Origin of the sequence: Salegentibacter salarius (assembly GCF_900168265.1) — a bacterium.
GTDB lineage: Bacteria > Bacteroidota > Bacteroidia > Flavobacteriales > Flavobacteriaceae > Salegentibacter > Salegentibacter salarius.
The window spans coordinates 249,793-267,686 of sequence record NZ_FVZF01000002.1; the positions used below are offsets into that span (position 1 = coordinate 249,793).

Genomic DNA, 17,894 nt, shown 5'->3' on the forward strand with positions numbered 1-17,894 from the left:
AACAGAAATCATGATTTTTAAATTAAGCATCAAAGTAATATTTATAGCCGTAGAAATCTTTTTAGCGGTGTATAGCTTTGCGCTTAGTGATAGTCTATTGATCAAATTTCTGTTTTTTGCGGTAACAGCGGTAATTATCGCTTTTTCCTTAACCAAAATAACAAACAAATTACTACCTATAGATAAAGACTATATCTCCTCGGAAGAAGAAGACGAGGATTAGAATTTTTTAATTATCATCATATTAAAAATCCGAAGATTTATTTCTTCGGATTTTTTTATATTCCCCACTATGAAGCTCATTTGTATTTCAGATACTCATAATAAACACGATCAAATCCCAATTCCTGATGGTGATGTCTTAATTCATGCAGGAGATATTACTGAAGGTGGTACAAAAAGAGAAGTGTTAGATTTTCTGGAATGGTTTTCTTCACAACCACATCAGCATAAAATATTTATTGCCGGCAACCACGATTTCTATTTTGAAAAAAACGAGGATAAAGCTATTCAGGAAATTATTCCGCAGAATGTATGTTATTTAAAAAATGATGGCATCACCATTAATAATATAAAATTTTGGGGTTCCCCGGTAACACCCGGAAACGGCATGTGGGCTTTTAATCAAAAACAAACACAGGAAATAAATAAACACTGGAAGCAAATTCCCGAAGACACTCAAGTTCTTATTACCCATACCCCACCCTATAAAATTAAAGATGTATTGAATAACGGAAGGCACGCCGGCTGTGCTTCTTTATTAAAAACCATTCAAAATCGACAAATAGAATTCCATATTTTTGGTCACGTTCATGATTCCTACGGAATTACTTCTGTTTCGGGAACAAAATTTATTAACGCCTCTTGCCTGGACAATAAGGATAGATTTCTGCATCAACCGCTAGCAGTAACTATTAAATAGATACAAAAAACTTCTTTTTATCGTTATAAGGGAATACCCTTAATTAACCTGTAAGATAATTCATTCAAGCTCAAGCATTAAAAGCTTAATAAAAATTAAAAAAGATGCTTTAGTCGTTAAATATTTGCTAATCACAGGATTATTAAAAGTTTTTTAACAGAGATAAAGAAATCTAAGTGTAATTTAGCCATCTCTAACACCTATAATACCAACACCTATGGAATTTAATACTAACCCTAATGCTACGCTCGACGAGTTTAAAAGCTTGATCTCGTATAGCATTTTTCACTTACACTCCGAAGAAGATTCAAATTACACCATTCTGCATCGTGCTATTATCAAAAAATATTTTGATGCCAAGAATGTAAGAATTAACTACAAAGAACATACTGTAGATTTACAGATACCAGTAGGAAAGAGAAAGTACACAGGAATTACTTTTGAATGCCAGGACTTAGAACGTTTTCTAAAATCCTGTTTAAAGAAAGATGAAAAAAGCATGGGTTTTTACCAGGAAGCTTTAAATCATTACAGCATTTTTCACGCTGCTTAATATTATAAGCCGCTAAAGATTAAAGCCATGCGCCCTACCGTATGGCTTTTTTATTATTCAATAATTAAGCATATACCTTACTCTTGTTTTAACTTAAATTGGTTAATTTTGAACTTTTTGAGCGAAATGTTACAATTCACATATTTTTGCAGCGTTAACGAGACACTATGAGTAAAAATCAGCAATCTACAGATCACAAAAAATATTTCATTTTTGAAAAGAAGAACTACCAGTTTATGTTTATTGGGCTGGCAGTAATTGCCCTGGGTTTTATCCTTATGGCCGGTGGCGGAAGTGACGATCCAAATACTTTTAACCCAGATATCTATAATTTTCAGCGCATTCGTTTGGCACCAACTTTAGTACTACTTGGTTTCGCCATAGAAGTATATGCTATTCTTTTAAATCCCAAAAAGTAAATTACATTGAACGAATTAGATGCTGCCATTCTGGGAATTATCCAGGGGCTAACCGAATTTCTACCCGTTTCTTCCAGCGGTCACCTGGAACTTGGCAAGGCACTATTAGGCGATAACAGTATACCTAGTGAATCCTTACTTTTTACCGTAATTCTTCACGCCGCAACCGCATTGAGCACCGTAGTGGTGTTTAGAAAAGATGTAGCAGAAATTTTTAAAGGACTGTTCCAGTTTAAATGGAACGAGGAATTTAAATTTTCCCTAAAAATTGTGCTGTCTATGATTCCGGCAGCGCTAATCGGTCTATTCTTTGAAGAACAATTAGAAAGCCTCTTTGGAGGAAACATCATATTTGTTGGGTTTATGCTTATTGTTACAGCGCTCTTGTTGTGGCTGGCAGACAAAGCCAAAAACACAAATAAACCGGTAAGTTACAGTAATGCTTTTGTAATAGGTGTTGCTCAGGCTATCGCAATTTTACCAGGAATCTCCAGAAGCGGGGCTACAATTTCTACTTCGGTATTATTAGGAAACGATAAAACCAAAGCCGCAAGATTTTCCTTTCTAATGGTGGTTCCTTTAATATTAGGAAAAATTGCAAAAGATCTTTTAAACGGTAATTTAATGGAAAGCTCTACTTCTTTCTCTGTGCTTGCAATAGGCTTTGCCACTTCCTTTATCGCCGGACTTGCTGCCTGTACCTGGATGATTAGTATTGTTAGAAAAAGTAAACTCTCCTATTTTGCTATTTACTGCTTTATTGCAGGAATTGTCTCTATAGCCATTGCATATTATAATTAGAAATCGAAAAACTTTTATGACTACAGAAATTGAAAAATTTACTCCTGAAGATTTTAAAAATGGCCAAATTCTGGTTTTTGATAAACCCCTGGAGTGGACTTCTTTTCAGTTAGTAAATAAAGTGCGTTGGCTAATTAGAAAGAGCTGCGGAATAAAAAAAATAAAGGTTGGCCATGCCGGCACTTTAGATCCTTTAGCAACCGGCGTTTTGGTTATCTGTACGGGGAAATTCACTAAAAGAATCCCCGAACTACAGGGAACAGAAAAGGAATACACCGGCACCTTCACCCTGGGCGCCACCACTCCTTCTTTTGATATGGAAACTGAAGTTGACAAAACTTTTGAAACAAGCCATATTTCTAAAGAAAATCTTGAAGAAGCCACCCAGAAATTTACAGGAGAAATAGAGCAGGTACCTCCGGTTTTTTCAGCTTTAAAAAAAGATGGCAAAAGACTGTATGAGTATGCCCGCAAAGGAGAAGAAGTGAAAGTAGAAAGCAGACCTGTTACTATAAAAGAGTTTGAGGTTAATGCACCCCGATTCCCCGAAGTGGATTTTAGAATAGTTTGCAGCAAAGGTACCTATATAAGGAGTATGGCTAACGATTTTGGCCTGGCTCTAGACTCTGGCGCTTATCTTTCTACCCTCAAGCGTACTCGTGTTGGAGAATTTAGTATAGAGAATGCTTTAGACCTCGAATTTTTTGAAAAATTACTACCTTCAGCATAAAATAAACCAGCTTAGGTTTTGTTTTATAGCATGGATTTTTTCGAAAAACATAAAGCCCTTATTATTACCGTACTTTTTTGTTCGGTATTAATTCTTGGACTTTATAATTTCAACTTATCGCAGAAGAAAAAAATTGAACAGCAAATGCTGGTAGATTTAGAACAATATACCGAAGCTGAGGAGACAGAAGAAGAGAAACCAGAGGAAGAACCTAAGCCAGAAACCACCCAGAACCAGAATTCACCAAAAACGCATAGAGCATTCAACGAAAATCAGGAAGCACGGGAAGAGAATTTTAACCGGGAACTCGACGAAATTCTGGAAAAAAACAGTGCTCAGCAGGAACAAAGTTCAGACAGTGACAACGACGCTTCTACTGCCGGAACTTTCGCTACCGGAAAAAAATCAGAAAACAAAAAAAGATCTGATGGTGATAACACCTCAGAAGATATTTCAACCCAATCTGGGAGTTTGAGAAACAGCTCAATTTCATTTTCGCTTCGCGGAAGAAATGCCGTTTCCATCCCAAATCCCATTTACACCTGTGATCTCCCCGGAAAAATTGTAGTAAACATTACCGTAAATGCTGAAGGACGGGTTATTGATACTGATATTAACAAAGCAAGTTCAAACTCAGATAACGAATGTTTAACGGAAAAAGCACTCGAATACGCCCTTAACGCCAGGTTTTCGCGGTTAGAAGGAAGAAATGAGCAACCAGGCACAATCACTTACAATTTTAAACCTTAAGAATGGAAAAACTAAACCGCTGTGGATGGTGTGAAGGTGATGAACTCTATGAAGCTTATCACGATAACGAATGGGGTGTACCCGTGTATGATGATGATACTATTTTTGAATTCCTTATCCTGGAAACCTTTCAGGCAGGTTTAAGCTGGATTACCGTGTTGCGTAAAAGGGAGAACTTCAGGGAAGCTTTTGATAATTTTGATTATAAAAAAATCGCGAATTATTCTGAAGAAAAAATTCAGGAATTACTTCAAAATCCGGGAATTATCAGGAATAAACTAAAGGTTCGAGCCACTGTGACTAACGCTAAAGCCTTTATGGAAGTTCAGAAAGAATTTAGCAGCTTTAGTAAATATATCTGGGACTTCGTGGATGGTGATCCAATACAAAACGAAGTTGAAGACTATAAAAATGCGCCGGCAACTACCGCTATTAGTGATAAATTAAGCAAAGATCTTAAAAAGAAGGGCTTCAAATTTGTTGGTTCTACAGTATTGTATGCACATATGCAGGCTACAGGAATGGTGAACGATCACGAAATATCTTGTTTTAGACATTCAGAAGTGAAAGACCTGGAAAAATAAAACAGGTCTCCTGCAAGTGAAAGACGCTCTGGTGAAAATCTATGCAGAAAAATCTAAATAGCTAAGAAATTCGTCCCGTGGAATTTCTTCTGCACCCAGGCTTTCTAAATGCTCGGTATAAACCTGGCAATCTATAAGCTTTACTCCTTCTTCTTTTAATTTTCTAACCAGGGTTATAAATCCGTATTTAGAAGCATTACTTGCCCTGGTGAACATACTTTCGCCACAGAAAACTTTCTTATCCTCCAGGTAAATTCCATAAAGGCCGCCAACTAAATTATCATCTTCCCAAACTTCTACAGAGTGCGCTATATTAAGTTCGTGTAAATCGCCAAAGCAATCTATCATTTCCTGGGTAATCCAGGTGCCGTGCTGGCCTTCACGTCTTATATCGGCACAGGCTTCTATTACTGCTCTAAAATCTTTATTAAAGGTTACTTTAAACTTCTCTTTTCTGAGCAACTGTTTCATACTCTTAGAGACTTTTAAATTCTTTGGAAAAAGTACCATTCTTGGATCTGGACTCCACCAAAGTAAAGGCTGTGAAGAATCGTACCAGGGAAAAATTCCGTGGTTATAAGCATAGATCAATCGCGGAATACTCAATTCACCACCAATAGCCAAAAGCCCATGTTCATCGGTATCAGAAACGGGTGGGAATTTTTCGTTATGCTGTAAATAATGCAATTAAACGTTATTATTGGGTGAATAGGAAATGTACAAAAAGAAAAAGCTTAGCCATCTTAATAGGATGCTAAGCTTTTTATAATTTGAATCCAATTTTTCTCACTGTATGAGATCTGGATAAACGCAATAGTTTAATTTAATCTTACTTTATTTCTATTCAGAAAACTACTAGAAAGGAAGATCGTCGTAATCTTCTTCATTAAGATTATTGGCAGGCTCAAAATTATCTGGTGGTGGTACATTTTGGCCACCGGCAGACTGATCTGCCTGTAAGTTTTCTATTCTCCATCCCTGGATAGAATTAAAATATTTGGTTTCACCCTGCGGGCTTACCCATTCTCTACCTCTTAGGTTAATTCCGATTTTTACTGGTTGCCCTACCTGAAAATTATTCAGCAAGTCTGTTTTATCCTGCACAAACTCAACCATAATATGTTGCGGATATTGCTCCTCGGTAGTCACTACCATTTCTCTCTTTCTAAAACCGTTATTTCCAAAGGTCTTGGTTTCTCCTATCAATTTAATCTTACCTTGTACTTCCATCTTAATCTGTTTTTGCTAATAATAATTTCCAGGCAGCATCGGTATCGTTTTTCTCCAAAAACAACTGTGCCTGTGTATGAATATCTTTTTTGTTATTGGCTTTCACCAAGTCTGCTAAATCTTTATTTTCGGCTATAAAGCTATCTATCTCTTCATCTTTAGGGAGTGCTTCTACATTTCCTAATTTACCCAGATCATTTCCGGTTAGGGTTTTACTCTCCCTAATTTCAACAGGAATAGCATCAATACCAATTCCAAGCGTGGAAAGTGGTTTTGGCACCTCAAACATTCCGAGGTTGGCGCGGCTGTACCAATTGCCGCCCATTCTGGCTACAAGATCTATTTTATGCTGATCTATAAACCCGTCTTCATCCAGAATACTTTCATTAATATGCATTTTAAGGACTTCGCAAATCACAAGATTTCCAGCGCCACCTTCCTGGCCGGTTTCTACAACCTGCTTTACTTTACATTCAAATTGTACCGGAGATTCCGCTACACGAAATGGTCTTACAAGTTCCGATTTCAGCATTGAAAATCCTGCTTTTTCAAACTCATTTACGCCTTCGGCATATTCGGTACTGGAAAGAGACATTTGCTGAACAATATCATAATTCACAATATTGATCACCACCTCATCTATACTTTTCACATTATTGTAAGTATGCTTTACCGTATTATCACGACCTCTCCTGGCCGGCGAAAAAATTAGGGTGGGTGGGTTAGATCCAAAAACATTAAAAAAGCTAAAAGGTGACAAATTTGGACGGCCTTCAGCATCTATGGTACTGGCAAAAGCAATAGGCCTTGGCCCAATGGCACCAAGCAAATAGCGGTGAAGTTTACCCGTGCTAACCTCTTTTGGATCTATTGTAAGCATATTTATTTTTTGGCAAAGGTAACGAAACCAACAGGGAATGAAAAGCCAGAGCGTGCAATAAAATTCGTATAAAAACGCTTATCTTTAAATCTTTTAAAGCTTAAAGGCCTGTATGAACTTCACAGACGAACGCACTTTTAACCGCTGGTTTATTATTATTTCGTGCCTTATCGTAGTAGGCCTGGTATTATGGAATACCAGCATCTTTTTTCAGCGTTTAAAAGAAGACGAAAGAGCAAAAATGAGCGTTTGGGCCAAAGCTCAAGAAGCGCTGGATAGAGATCCCGCCCCCGAGGATGCCGACCTGGATCTTATTCTGGAAATTTTAAATAATAATACCACGATCCCTATTATTCATACCGACACCGATGGAGAAATTGCATATACAACTAATATAGATCCCGGTAAATTAGAAGATTCTGAACGCGCCGAAAAATTGTTAGCCAGTTTAAAAGATGAAAATGAACCTATTATTATTAACCTGGGAAATGGAGAAAAACAATATATCTATTACGGAAATTCGCCGGTCTTAAACAGCCTTAAATATTACCCAATAGGATTAGTGCTTATAGGTTTCCTCTTTATTGGAGTGGTTTATTTCTTTTATACCACAACCAAAAATAGCGAACAGAATAAACTTTGGGCCGGGATGGCTAAAGAAACCGCACATCAAATTGGAACTCCCTTATCTTCTCTTATTGGCTGGACCGAAATCCTGAAACAGGAAAATGTAAATGAGTCCTATATCACCGAAATGGAAAAAGATATTACGCGACTGGAAACAATTACAGAGCGATTTTCTAAAATAGGTTCTTCTCCGATTCTGGAAAAAACAAATATCATTGAAGCGACTCAAAATAGCTATGATTATTTAAAAACCAGAAGTTCCAGGCTTATAGAATTTTCAATAGATACCCCACAAGGAAATATTCCGGTGATGCTAAACCGCCAACTTTATAGCTGGACCATAGAAAACCTGGTAAAAAATGCCATAGATGCTATGCGAGGAAAAGGAAAGCTAAATATTAGTATTCGGGAGGAACAAAAATGGGCTCATATCTTTATTAAAGATACCGGCAAAGGCCTGGAAAAAAACAAATTCAAACTTATTTTTGAACCCGGACATACGAGTAAAAAAAGAGGTTGGGGACTTGGATTATCTTTAGCGAAAAGAATTATTGAAGGTTATCACCACGGAAGAATTAAGGTAGCCGAAAGCGAAATTAATAAAGGTACAACCTTTAAAATCTCTTTTAGGAAAGTTTAAAATTCAGATAGTTTCTCTCTTAGATCTTCAGGAATTCTGAATGTTTTATCTTTATCAAAATCATAGCAAACCACCACATCTTTTCCTTCGGCACAAATCTCATTGGCTTCATCTAAAATCAAATGCTTTAAGCCAAAACTACTATTCTTAATAAAATCTAATTTGGTTTTTACGATAGCTTTACCGGGATAGTAAAGGGACTTTTTGAAATCACAATGTGTAGAAACGAGCATGGTTCCCATATTGCTATTTTCATACATTTCATAGATTCCTGAAGCTTCCCAAAAATTAACACGCCCCGATTGCATATATCGCATAAACGAGATATTATTCACGTGTTTGTACATATCTAAATCACTCCAGTCTATTCTTAGCTGAAGTTCTAACTTATACGTTTCGGGTTCCATTAAAGATTTACGTGAATAGATTCTGCTAACTTCTTGAATTCTTCATCCTCCATTTTCACGCTATTAGAAAAGTCCATATCACTCATAGAATTAAGTGGAATGAGATGAACGTGGGCGTGTGGAACTTCAAGTCCTACAACTGCCATTCCTACCCTTTTGCAATCAACGGTTTTTTTTAGGGCCAGCGCTACTTTTCGAGAAAATCGCATCAATTCCTGATAGATTTCTTCATCGAGATCAAAGATATAATCTACTTCTTTTTTCGGAATACATAGTACGTGACCCCTGGCATTGGGATTTATATCTAAAAAAGCTAAAAACTGACTATCCTCGGCGATTTTGTAAGCAGGCACTTCGCCTTTTACAATTTTGGTGAATAAACTAGACATATTAATTGTTGAATTGGTTAGTATCTTAAAAGTAAAATCCTTTTCACAGAACCTTAGTTAAAGGTATTGGAAAAGGATTTTACAAAGTGTTAAAAACCGGGAACTTATTCTCTCCAGATCTTTAATATTTCAAATTTCATCGTTCCACTAGGAACATTAATTTCTGCGGTATCACCAACTTTTTTTCCCAATAAACCTTTACCAATTGGAGAATCTACAGATATTTTACCTGTTTTTAGGTCGGCTTCACTTTGGGCTACCAGTTTATATTCTACCTCAGCACCATTAGTTTGGTTCTTTATTTTTACGTGAGAGTGCACTAAAACTTTATCTGTGTCTAATTGAGATTCGTCTATCACTCTTGCGTTAGCAACCACTTCTTCTAATTTAGAAATCTTCATTTCTAAAAGTCCCTGTGCTTCCTTAGCAGCATCATACTCTGCGTTCTCACTTAAATCTCCTTTATCGCGGGCTTCGGCAATAGCTTCAGAAGCTCTTGGCCGTTCTACGTCACGTAGCTGATTTAGCTCATCTTTCAATTTTTTTAGCCCCTCTTCAGTATAATAAGATACTTTGCTCATAACTTCATCGTTTATATAAATAGAAAAAATCCCATAGCACGACGGGATTTGTTTAACAAATATAATAAATTTACGCCTTGAAAACAATAATATTATTTAGCGAAAAATTTGCCAATATGATGAAAAAAACTCTTGTTTTACTTCTATTTTCAGCAATTTTTAGCGCGTGCTCCACAAATGATGATAATTTGCTTAATAACCCAAACCTTATTAATTTAAATTTCAGGCTTCAACTAAATTTAGATTTCCCTGAATATAATGATCTTCAGTTCCCAGGCAACAGCTTTGTAACCTATAACGAAGGTATACGTGGGGTTGTTGTATATAATATCAATAATTCACAATACACCGCTTTTGAATTAAGCGATCCTAATCATCCGCCAAGTAATTGTTCTGCAATGACCGTTGAAGGCGTAGTTGCTACCTGTAATTGTGAAGACGGAAATTCTTACAATATTATTACCGGGGAATTACTGGAAGGCGATGGAGAATACGCCATGAAACCTTACCGAATTGAACGCCGCGGCAATACGATTGAGGTTTATAATTAAAACCTCTCCCCTCCCATTAAAAGGAGGAGAAAGGTGACAAACAAATTAAAACTTCAAAGTAATTCCGGCTAAAAAGTTGGTAGTAGCTTGAGGATAGTATCCTGCTCCATCTAAAGTTTGCAAACCAGTTGAAGTATCTGGGTTTTCTACATCAAAAGTATAGTAATAGCCATTAGATACATATTCTTCGCCAAATATATTATTGACCAAACCTGTAAATACTACTTCTTTAAACAAGGGTGCATTTCTCCAGGTATATTGTACATTAAAATCGTTCACGAAATAGGCGTCTAACTTAGAGGTTTCAGCTTCAATATTGCTCATATATTGCTCTCCCACATATTTTGAAAGCAGGCCTAACTCCAATCCGTTTACCGGCAGATAGCTAATTCTATTACCACTTACTATTGAAGGGGAATAAGAAATATCGGTGTTAACAAAGTCAACCAGTTCACCATCCCAGGCAGATACAAAATCAATATTCTTGTTTTGACTTAAAGCCAGGTTTGGTCTTAACACTACTTTCTCTGAAAGTCTAATTACCGCGTCTATTTCCAAACCTAAGCGATAACTATTTCCACTATTTTCACGAACAAAAGCACCAACATCATCAATCCCTCCAGTGAGTACCAACTGATTTTGATAATCCATATAATATAAATTGGTATTTAGCTGAACACCTGGTGTATTAAGTCTCCAGCCCAATTCGTAATCGTCCAGTTCTTCATGTTCAGGATCACCATTTTCATAATCGCTTCGTCTTGGCTCTCTATTGGCACGCGCATAAGAGAAATAAAATTGATTTTGGTCGTTTAAAGCATAGGTTAATCCGGCTTTTGGATTGAAAAAAGTGAAAGAATCATTTACCAGAAATTCATTCCCTTCAGATAAAACCCCTTCGGTCTCATAATCTATAGTTCTAATTTGCATATCTAAATAACCGGCCAGTTTCTCTGAAATCGCATAAGTTGCTTTTCCGTAGAGATTAAAATCAGTTTTTCTTCCCACATTTTCATAATATGGCTCATAAGGATCATTATTTCTAGCAAAACGCGTGTAAATAACCTCACCAAAATGATCGCCAATGTATCGGTTCCAGGCGCCGCCAAAATTCACATCCCAATCTGCATCCTGATAATTTAAACCGAAAGTAGTTCCGTAGAAATCATTATCCAGCCATTTAGTGCCTACCAAATCTGAGGTCAGAACCTCTTCCCCATTAGCCTGAAAATTTTCCAGGCCGAATTCATTTAGAGTGGCATCTTCTTCATATTCCTCATAGTAACCACGCCCGTAAGTATAATGGAAAGCAAGATTAGAAGACCAGTTTTTATTATACTCCTGGTTCCACAATAACTGGTAATGATCTTGCTTGTAATTATCGGTTTGATTTTCATAGAATTTTGTGTTCCCTTCTTCATCGGTATAAACCCCGGCAGGATTATAAGTCCTATCATTGGCAAGCGTTGTAGAGTCTATCCCATACCAGGCCTGGTAAGTAGTTTCGCTACCCCCAAAAGTGATGGCCTTAACTAGTGTATTTTCGTCTACATAAGTTCCTTGTAGAAAGTAAGATTTTAAATCGCTGCTAGCCCTATCTATATAGCCATCACTTTTAATTTGTGAAGCACGACCGGCAAATTCCCAATGATCGTCTATAAGTCCAGTACTGAATTTCACGGTATGCTTGTGCGTATTAAAAGAACCGTAGCTATTGGCAATTTCTGCGTTTGCTTCTTCGCTGTAACCATCGGTTAGAATATTTATACTGGCACCAAAAGCACCGGCGCCATTTGTGGAAGTTCCCACCCCACGTTGCAACTGTAAATTCTCTACCGAAGATGCAAAATCCCCCAGGTTCACCCAAAAGGTTCCAAGGCTTTCAGCATCGTTATAAGGAATCCCATTTATAGTCACATTGGTACTGGTTGGGCCGCTTCCTCTTACCCTAATCCCGGTATAACCCACACCGGCACCGGCATCACTGGTAGTGACCACATTAGGCATATAATTCATTAACACAGGAATATCCTGGCCCAGGTTACGATCTTCAATTTCCTCATTGCTAAGATTACTATAAGTAATGGGAGATTTTGCGGTAACTCTTACCGAAGAAAGAAAAACCTCATCCAGAACTTCCTCAACATTAGCGAGGTCTACATTTAAGGTTTTGTCCTGATCAAGGTTTACATCTAAACTTTTCTGATTTCCATAAGAAAATACAAGCTTATAAGTTCCTTCTTTCAGCTGCAGGCTATACCTGCCGTTTTCATCGGTGGCTGTACCTTCTCCAGATTCTACGGCATAAACTGCCACGCCTTCTACCGGCTTTTCGCCACGGGTTACTTTTCCCTGTACAATGTGTGTTTGAGCAACGGCTTGCAGTGAAATAAGGCAGAGGCCGGTAAAAAATAATAAAGATTTCATTCGTAAGAAATTATTTACGAATAAAAGGGGCTATTATTCCTTGGTTAAAAATTAGATAAAAAAAATCCTGAAATTGCCCACCGGTGTTTTGGCATTTTCAGGAGTACATACGTTGCGCATTCTGCGCGTGTCCCTTGGCAGCATTACCTGCCCAGGTTCTTTGGGTATGATCTCAGCCACACTTAAGTGGCACCCCTTTGAGATTTGCGGCAAATGTATAAGACTTTTATGAAATAGCAATAATTTTTGCGCCTATAATTTAGCCCTATTTATTATTAGCTCATCACGGCTTACAATCATCCCCCAGGCATAAAATTCTAAGATCAGGCATAATGCCGGTTTCATTTCGTTTAAATGGTGTAATTTTGGTAGTAATAATTTTATGCGAAACACAAAGCGCTCCATAACCTATAAAGTAATTGGTGGATATCTCCTGATAGCCGCGCTGGCCACTGTTGCCGTTTGGCTGGTATGGAACCAGGTAGTTGCTTTTAGTAAAGTTTCAGAGAACAACAATAATAATAACGAGCAGCTCTTTATGCTGAGCGATATTACCACCAGCCTTTATGAAACTGAAAACTTAAGCAGGCAGCTTATCCAAACCGGGAATGAAGCTGATCTCGAGAAGTACCAAAATCAAATAGATAGCATTCAGCTTGATATTCAAAGATTAAAAACCGGTTATGCCGATAGTTCTATGAAGAATGAACTGGATAGCATAAAAGAATTGCTATCTGAAAAGTCAACCAACCTCCAGGAACTCTACGAACTAAGAGAACAACAACGAAATCAGAATTACTATTCCCAGGTTTTAAATGAATTAAAAAAAATAGATCCATCTTTTGAAGATTACAATTACCGCCAACGTTTTTCCAACCTCGAACCTCATCAACGTAGATTATTAATTAGATGGCTGGAATATTCACGGGAAGACAATGCTGAAAAACTCACCAACCGAACTGCAGACTCTATAATAGGTTCGGTTAGAAATGTATTAAGCGAGTTAGAAATTGCTAATCGTCGGTTTCGAAATACCGTAGATAAAAAGGAGCAGGAATTCCTGGAAAATGATATGATTATTAACCAGCAATTAAGACGCTTGCTGGGTAAAATTGAACTGGAAGAACGGGAAGCCTCCATACAGCGAGCTAAAGTGTCCCAAAATATGATACAGGAAAGCTCCCAAATATTCCTGATTGCGGGTATTGTGAGTTTCCTAATTATATTATTATCGCTAATTTTTATCATTAAAGACATCACTAAAAGTCAGCAGTACCGAAGACAATTAGAGGAAGCCAAAGATTTTGCTGAAACTCTTTTAAAACGCCGGGAGCAATTTATGGCCGCGATTACCCACGATTTAAGATCGCCGTTAAATACGCTTATTGGTTATACAGATCTTATTGAAAAGTCTTCCCTGAACACCAAGCAGTCCCATTATATGGAACAGGTGAAAAAATCGTCTAACTTCATTCTTCATTTGGTTAATGATCTCCTGGATCTTTCTAAACTGGAAGCCGGAAAAATGACGGTTGAAAAGCTACCATTTAATCCCGCAAAACTTATAAAAGATACTGTTTACAACGCTTTACCGGCAACCAGAAATGAAAATGTCGCGATTGTTTTTGAAGCTTCTAAAGATACAGACACGCAGGTTCTTAGCGATCCCTTTAGGATAAAGCAGATAATCGCCAACTTAATAACCAACGCCTGTAAGTTTACTAAAGAAGGTGAAATAAAAGTCAATATTTACCTTAAGAAAGAAATTGAAGATAGTTACTGCCTTATTATCTCGGTAAAAGATACCGGTATTGGAATTTCTGATGAAAAACAGGAAGAGATCTTTGAGGAGTTTTCACAGGAAAATACAAAAATAGAGAAAGCTTACGGCGGCACGGGACTCGGACTGACCATTACCAAGAGTTTAACCGAATTATTAAATGGTGAATTAAAACTGAAAAGTAAACAGGGCGAAGGTAGTGAGTTTACGGTTTTTCTTCCTGTTAGAAAGCTAGCTACTGAAGCAGCCAAAGCACCTGAAGTAGAAGCGACTCCCGAATTACCCGATCTCACCGGGAAAACCGCTCTTATTGTAGACGATGAACCTTCTCAGCTGTCGCTCACGGGCGAATTGCTTAAATCTATGGGAATGCAGTGTGATAGCGCATTAAATGGAAGTGATGCTCTTAAGAAACTGGAAAACAGAAAGTATTCGCTGGTTTTAACCGATATCCAAATGCCAGAAATGGATGGCTTTGACCTAATTAAAAACATAAGGAAAAAGTACAAAATTGGGGAATTACCGGTTATCGCTTTATCGGGTAGAACAGATGTTGATGCTGAAACATACAAACTCGCCGGATTCAACAAAAGTCTTTTAAAGCCTTATAAGCCTGCAAAACTGCAACAAAGTATTGCAGATATTTTTAAACTTGAACTCAAAGAGAAAGTAAATAGCAACCTTCAACATTCTAAAAATAACCATTATGATCTCCAGGATATTTATGATTTTTCGGCGGGAGATCAAGAAGCTGTGCAAACTATTTTAGAGGCTTTTATAGAAAGTTCCAGGTCACAAATAGAGCTTATTGCTATTGCTCGTAAGAATAATGATGAAAAAGAAGTCGCCAGACTAGCCCATAAAATGGTGCCAATGCTAAAGCAGATAAACGCAAAACATCTGGCCGGGCAATTAGAAAGGCTGGAACAAAATGAAGCTTTTACAGATAAAGAATTTAATCAGTTAAAAGCTGGAATTTTAAACTTAATGGAAGAGCTCGAACAAGAAATTAAAGTTTAATATCGTACTGTTTTAGTTTATTGTAAAGTGTTTTCCGATCTATAGAAAGCAATCTCGCTGCTTTACTCTTGTTCCCACCCGCTTTCTCCAAAGCATCCAAAATTAGCTGTTCCTCATTCTTATTCTTAAACAGCCCGTATTCGGTTTCTGTGTTAGAATGAGTAGCTGTCGCAATCTCGTGCGGAAGCACTTTAAGAGGTATCATTTCGTCCTGGGTAAGCAGGGCAGCCCTTTTCACCATATTCTTTAACTCCCTTAAATTACCAGGCCAGTTATAGTTCTTAAAAGCTTCTATAGCACTTTCAGTAAAGCCTATCACATTCTTTTCCAATTCAGTATTTGCTTCATCAAGAAAGTATTCTGCAAAAAGCATCAAATCTTCCTTACGTTCTTTTAAAGCAGGAACTTTAATTGAAAATTCATTTAAACGATGATAAAGATCTTCTCTAAACTCTCCATCTTTTACAGCTTGCGCAAGATCTTCGTTGGTAGCGGTAATCACTCGAATATCCACCTGTATCTCGTTATTGCTGCCTACCGGTTTAATTTTTCTTTCCTGAAGTGCTCTTAATAATTGCACCTGGAGTTCATAACTGAGGTTACCGATCTCATCGAGAAAAAGAGTACCACCATTAGCTGCTTCAAAATGTCCTGTTTTATCGTTAATTGCCCCGGTAAAAGAACCTTTTAAATGACCAAAAAATTCACTGGAAGCCAACTCTCGCGGAATAGCCCCACAATCTACGGCTATAAATGGAGCGCCGGCTCGCTTACTTTGTTTGTGAATACTTTTTGCCACCTGCTCTTTCCCTGTTCCACTTTCACCCATTATTAAAACAGACATATTTGTAGGTGCTACAAGCTCAATATAATCGCTTAATTTTATCGCCGCTTCACTAACTCCTTTTACAAAACTGGTTTCCTGATCTGAAACAGGTTTTTGTGGTTTTTTAGCTTGTTTTGGTGCGCTGGGTTGTTGCACCTGGGTATGAGTTAAAGCATTCTCTATGGTTTGTAAAATAGACTCAGGCCTAAATGGTTTAGAAACATAATCAAAGGCTCCTATTTTCATGGCTTCTACCGCCATACTAATTTCGGCATAGCTGGTCATGATGATAACCTGGGTGTCGGCATTCTCAGCTTTCACTTCTTTTAGAATATCAAGTCCGCTGGTATCGGGCAACCTAACGTCAGAAAGAATTAGGTTAAAAGAGTTTTCTTTCAACTTTTTAAAAGCTTCTGCTCCAGAAAAAACCAATTCAACCTCATAGTCGCGCTTGATTAGGAAAGTTTTCAGCATAGTTCCAAAAGGAACATCATCTTCAACTATAAGAATTTTTGTCATTGATTTTTAATTTAGCCGTCTTGCAAATTTAACAATCTAAAATTCATTGGGTTTAAAAATAAGTATAAAAAAAAGAGACCTCGCTAAAGGTCTCTCTTCAATGACAATCTAAATTATTTATTAATCTGTCATTGGGTGGTATCCATTTTCCAAACTGCAAAAGCACAATCTGCATAAAATCCCTCCATTTACTTAATTGGTTAATAAGTGTTAGTTAGTAAGCCAAAAGGCAATTTAACCGATTAAGTTGTACACATGCTCTCTGTTACTTCTTGCTTTAGATCTGGTGCCGAAGGAGTTGGTCTCTCTTAAATTCCGGCTGTTAGTTTAAAATTTCCGTTGAACTTTTTTTGGTAGGGCAAATAAATACAACGGAAATTAGTGGTTAGTTGAAGTTGGAGTAGTAAACTATTTATACTCTTTCTCGATCCAGTTTCCTTCACTGTCTATATAGGCCTTTTTCTTTTCGCCATCTACATTAAGTGCCAGTTTGTAAACATTTTTACCGTCTTCTTCCTTTACCCAGGCTTCTTCGGCAACGGCACCATTCATATCGGTCATTACAGCATCCTTTACAGCTTGTGGTAATGCTAAGACGTCAAGCTTTTTGAAATCATCTTTCACTTCCTGAGCCTCTTCTACAGCTTCAATTTGCTCCATTTCTTCTGGTTCTTCTTCCTGCGCCTGGGCATTTTGACTGAACAAAAACATTCCCGCAGCGGCCATTAAAGTTAATCCTAGCTTTTTCATAATAATAAGGTTTTAAGTTATGTGGTTTAAATCTGATAAGTAATAAGGAATAATTGTACCAAAACTTCAATGCTATTGATATTTAATTGAAAAACAAGCGTTTAAGAAAAATTCACGAATCTTATTGGGAATCTATTATGTAGAAAACCCCATTTTTTAAGAGAAAATTATGTAGAAATGTAGATTCGCAAAATCTTACCAACAAAAAGAGGCCGTCTAAAAAGTATTTAGATGGCCTTTTTTATTGATAAAAGTTTTTGTGAGAGAAGCGCTTCTTCTTTTGTAGATATTCTTAATGATAAAAAAGGAAGGAAGCCCCCTTCCTATGCTATACTGAATTTTCTTAAGTTGTGCGCCATAGCGATTAACCCTATTTCAGTAGTTACTTTCTCCATTCCCCGAAGCATAAATCGCTTGAAGCCCATGTTTTGCTTGATATTCCCAAAAACGGCTTCCACATCCCAGCACCGACGTTTACGATGTGCTATTCCCGCTTCACTTAATAGTA

Annotated in this window: 21 protein-coding genes; 11 read left to right on the forward strand and 10 right to left on the reverse strand. The window is 37.3% G+C overall.

Annotated elements, in window-relative coordinates; genetic code table 11:
• Positions 1-10: 10 nt before the first annotated feature.
• The 8 genes from B5440_RS02380 to B5440_RS02415 all read left to right on the forward strand — a co-directional run bounded on the left by B5440_RS02380 (position 11) and on the right by B5440_RS02415 (position 4,759).
• Positions 11-223, forward strand: a complete 213-nt coding sequence (locus tag B5440_RS02380; RefSeq protein WP_070053884.1) for a hypothetical protein — start codon at positions 11-13, stop codon at positions 221-223.
• Positions 224-292: 69 nt separating this feature from the next.
• Positions 293-922 carry a metallophosphoesterase family protein gene (locus B5440_RS02385; protein WP_070053885.1) on the forward strand — a complete coding sequence of 210 codons (630 nt, stop codon included), beginning with the start codon at positions 293-295 and terminating at the stop codon, positions 920-922.
• A gap of 217 nt (positions 923-1,139) precedes the next feature.
• Complete coding sequence (locus B5440_RS02390; protein ID WP_070053886.1) at positions 1,140-1,475, forward strand: hypothetical protein; 336 nt, start codon at positions 1,140-1,142, stop codon at positions 1,473-1,475.
• Between the two features lie 167 nt (positions 1,476-1,642).
• Positions 1,643-1,894, forward strand: coding sequence for a DUF3098 domain-containing protein (locus B5440_RS02395; protein ID WP_070053887.1), 252 nt, complete (start codon positions 1,643-1,645; stop codon positions 1,892-1,894).
• Positions 1,895-1,900: 6 nt separating this feature from the next.
• A complete protein-coding gene (locus B5440_RS02400; protein WP_070053888.1) occupies positions 1,901-2,695 on the forward strand; it encodes an undecaprenyl-diphosphate phosphatase in 795 nt (264 codons plus the stop codon).
• A gap of 16 nt (positions 2,696-2,711) precedes the next feature.
• Positions 2,712-3,425, forward strand: coding sequence for a tRNA pseudouridine(55) synthase TruB (gene truB, locus B5440_RS02405; RefSeq protein WP_070053913.1), 714 nt, complete (start codon positions 2,712-2,714; stop codon positions 3,423-3,425).
• A 30-nt stretch (positions 3,426-3,455) separates the two neighbouring features.
• Positions 3,456-4,175, forward strand: a complete 720-nt coding sequence (locus B5440_RS02410) for an energy transducer TonB family protein (RefSeq protein ID WP_070053889.1) — start codon at positions 3,456-3,458, stop codon at positions 4,173-4,175.
• Between the two features lie 2 nt (positions 4,176-4,177).
• Complete coding sequence (locus tag B5440_RS02415; protein ID WP_070053890.1) at positions 4,178-4,759, forward strand: DNA-3-methyladenine glycosylase I; 582 nt, start codon at positions 4,178-4,180, stop codon at positions 4,757-4,759.
• A 39-nt stretch (positions 4,760-4,798) separates the two neighbouring features.
• Here the strand turns inward: B5440_RS02415 and aat are convergent, their stop codons facing one another.
• The 3 genes from aat to B5440_RS02430 form a co-directional block, all read right to left on the reverse strand.
• A complete protein-coding gene (aat, locus tag B5440_RS02420; RefSeq protein ID WP_070053891.1) occupies positions 4,799-5,446 on the reverse strand; it encodes a leucyl/phenylalanyl-tRNA--protein transferase in 648 nt (215 codons plus the stop codon).
• 168 nt (positions 5,447-5,614) lie between these two features.
• Positions 5,615-5,989: a DUF3127 domain-containing protein gene (locus B5440_RS02425; protein ID WP_070053892.1), complete on the reverse strand. Its 375-nt coding sequence runs from the start codon at positions 5,987-5,989 to the stop codon at positions 5,615-5,617.
• A 1-nt stretch (position 5,990) separates the two neighbouring features.
• On the reverse strand, positions 5,991-6,869 hold the full coding sequence (locus B5440_RS02430; protein ID WP_070053893.1) for a flavin reductase family protein: 879 nt from the start codon (positions 6,867-6,869) through the stop codon (positions 5,991-5,993).
• A 112-nt stretch (positions 6,870-6,981) separates the two neighbouring features.
• Between B5440_RS02430 and B5440_RS02435 the strand changes: the two genes are divergently transcribed.
• A complete protein-coding gene (locus B5440_RS02435; RefSeq protein WP_070053894.1) occupies positions 6,982-8,136 on the forward strand; it encodes a sensor histidine kinase in 1,155 nt (384 codons plus the stop codon).
• Here the strand turns inward: B5440_RS02435 and B5440_RS02440 are convergent.
• From B5440_RS02440 to greA, 3 genes are all read right to left on the reverse strand, one after another.
• Complete coding sequence (locus tag B5440_RS02440) at positions 8,133-8,543, reverse strand: acyl-CoA thioesterase (protein ID WP_070053895.1); 411 nt, start codon at positions 8,541-8,543, stop codon at positions 8,133-8,135. The genes B5440_RS02435 and B5440_RS02440 overlap by 4 nt on opposite strands.
• Positions 8,543-8,932: an HIT family protein gene (locus B5440_RS02445; protein ID WP_070053896.1), complete on the reverse strand. Its 390-nt coding sequence runs from the start codon at positions 8,930-8,932 to the stop codon at positions 8,543-8,545. The genes B5440_RS02440 and B5440_RS02445 overlap by 1 nt, the downstream gene beginning before the upstream one ends.
• A 104-nt stretch (positions 8,933-9,036) precedes the next feature.
• Complete coding sequence (greA, locus tag B5440_RS02450; protein ID WP_057482999.1) at positions 9,037-9,513, reverse strand: transcription elongation factor GreA; 477 nt, start codon at positions 9,511-9,513, stop codon at positions 9,037-9,039.
• 116 nt (positions 9,514-9,629) lie between these two features.
• Between greA and B5440_RS02455 the strand changes: the two genes are divergently transcribed.
• Positions 9,630-10,064: a Rieske (2Fe-2S) protein gene (locus B5440_RS02455; protein WP_232755999.1), complete on the forward strand. Its 435-nt coding sequence runs from the start codon at positions 9,630-9,632 to the stop codon at positions 10,062-10,064.
• Positions 10,065-10,109: 45 nt separating this feature from the next.
• Here the strand turns inward: B5440_RS02455 and B5440_RS02460 are convergent, their stop codons facing one another.
• A complete protein-coding gene (locus tag B5440_RS02460) occupies positions 10,110-12,491 on the reverse strand; it encodes a TonB-dependent receptor (RefSeq protein WP_070053898.1) in 2,382 nt (793 codons plus the stop codon).
• A gap of 382 nt (positions 12,492-12,873) precedes the next feature.
• Here B5440_RS02460 and B5440_RS02465 point away from each other — a divergent pair, with 382 nt between their 5' ends.
• Positions 12,874-15,291, forward strand: a complete 2,418-nt coding sequence (locus B5440_RS02465; protein WP_070053899.1) for a hybrid sensor histidine kinase/response regulator — start codon at positions 12,874-12,876, stop codon at positions 15,289-15,291.
• Here the strand turns inward: B5440_RS02465 and B5440_RS02470 are convergent.
• From B5440_RS02470 to B5440_RS02480, 3 genes are all read right to left on the reverse strand, one after another.
• A complete protein-coding gene (locus tag B5440_RS02470; RefSeq protein ID WP_070053900.1) occupies positions 15,281-16,636 on the reverse strand; it encodes a sigma-54-dependent transcriptional regulator in 1,356 nt (451 codons plus the stop codon). The two genes, B5440_RS02465 and B5440_RS02470, sit on opposite strands and share 11 nt — an antisense overlap.
• A 408-nt stretch (positions 16,637-17,044) precedes the next feature.
• A complete protein-coding gene (locus B5440_RS02475) occupies positions 17,045-17,386 on the reverse strand; it encodes a hypothetical protein (RefSeq protein WP_070053901.1) in 342 nt (113 codons plus the stop codon).
• Positions 17,387-17,709: 323 nt separating this feature from the next.
• Positions 17,710-17,894: transposase (locus B5440_RS02480; protein ID WP_143533298.1), on the reverse strand; the 185-nt coding region annotated here is incomplete at its 5' end.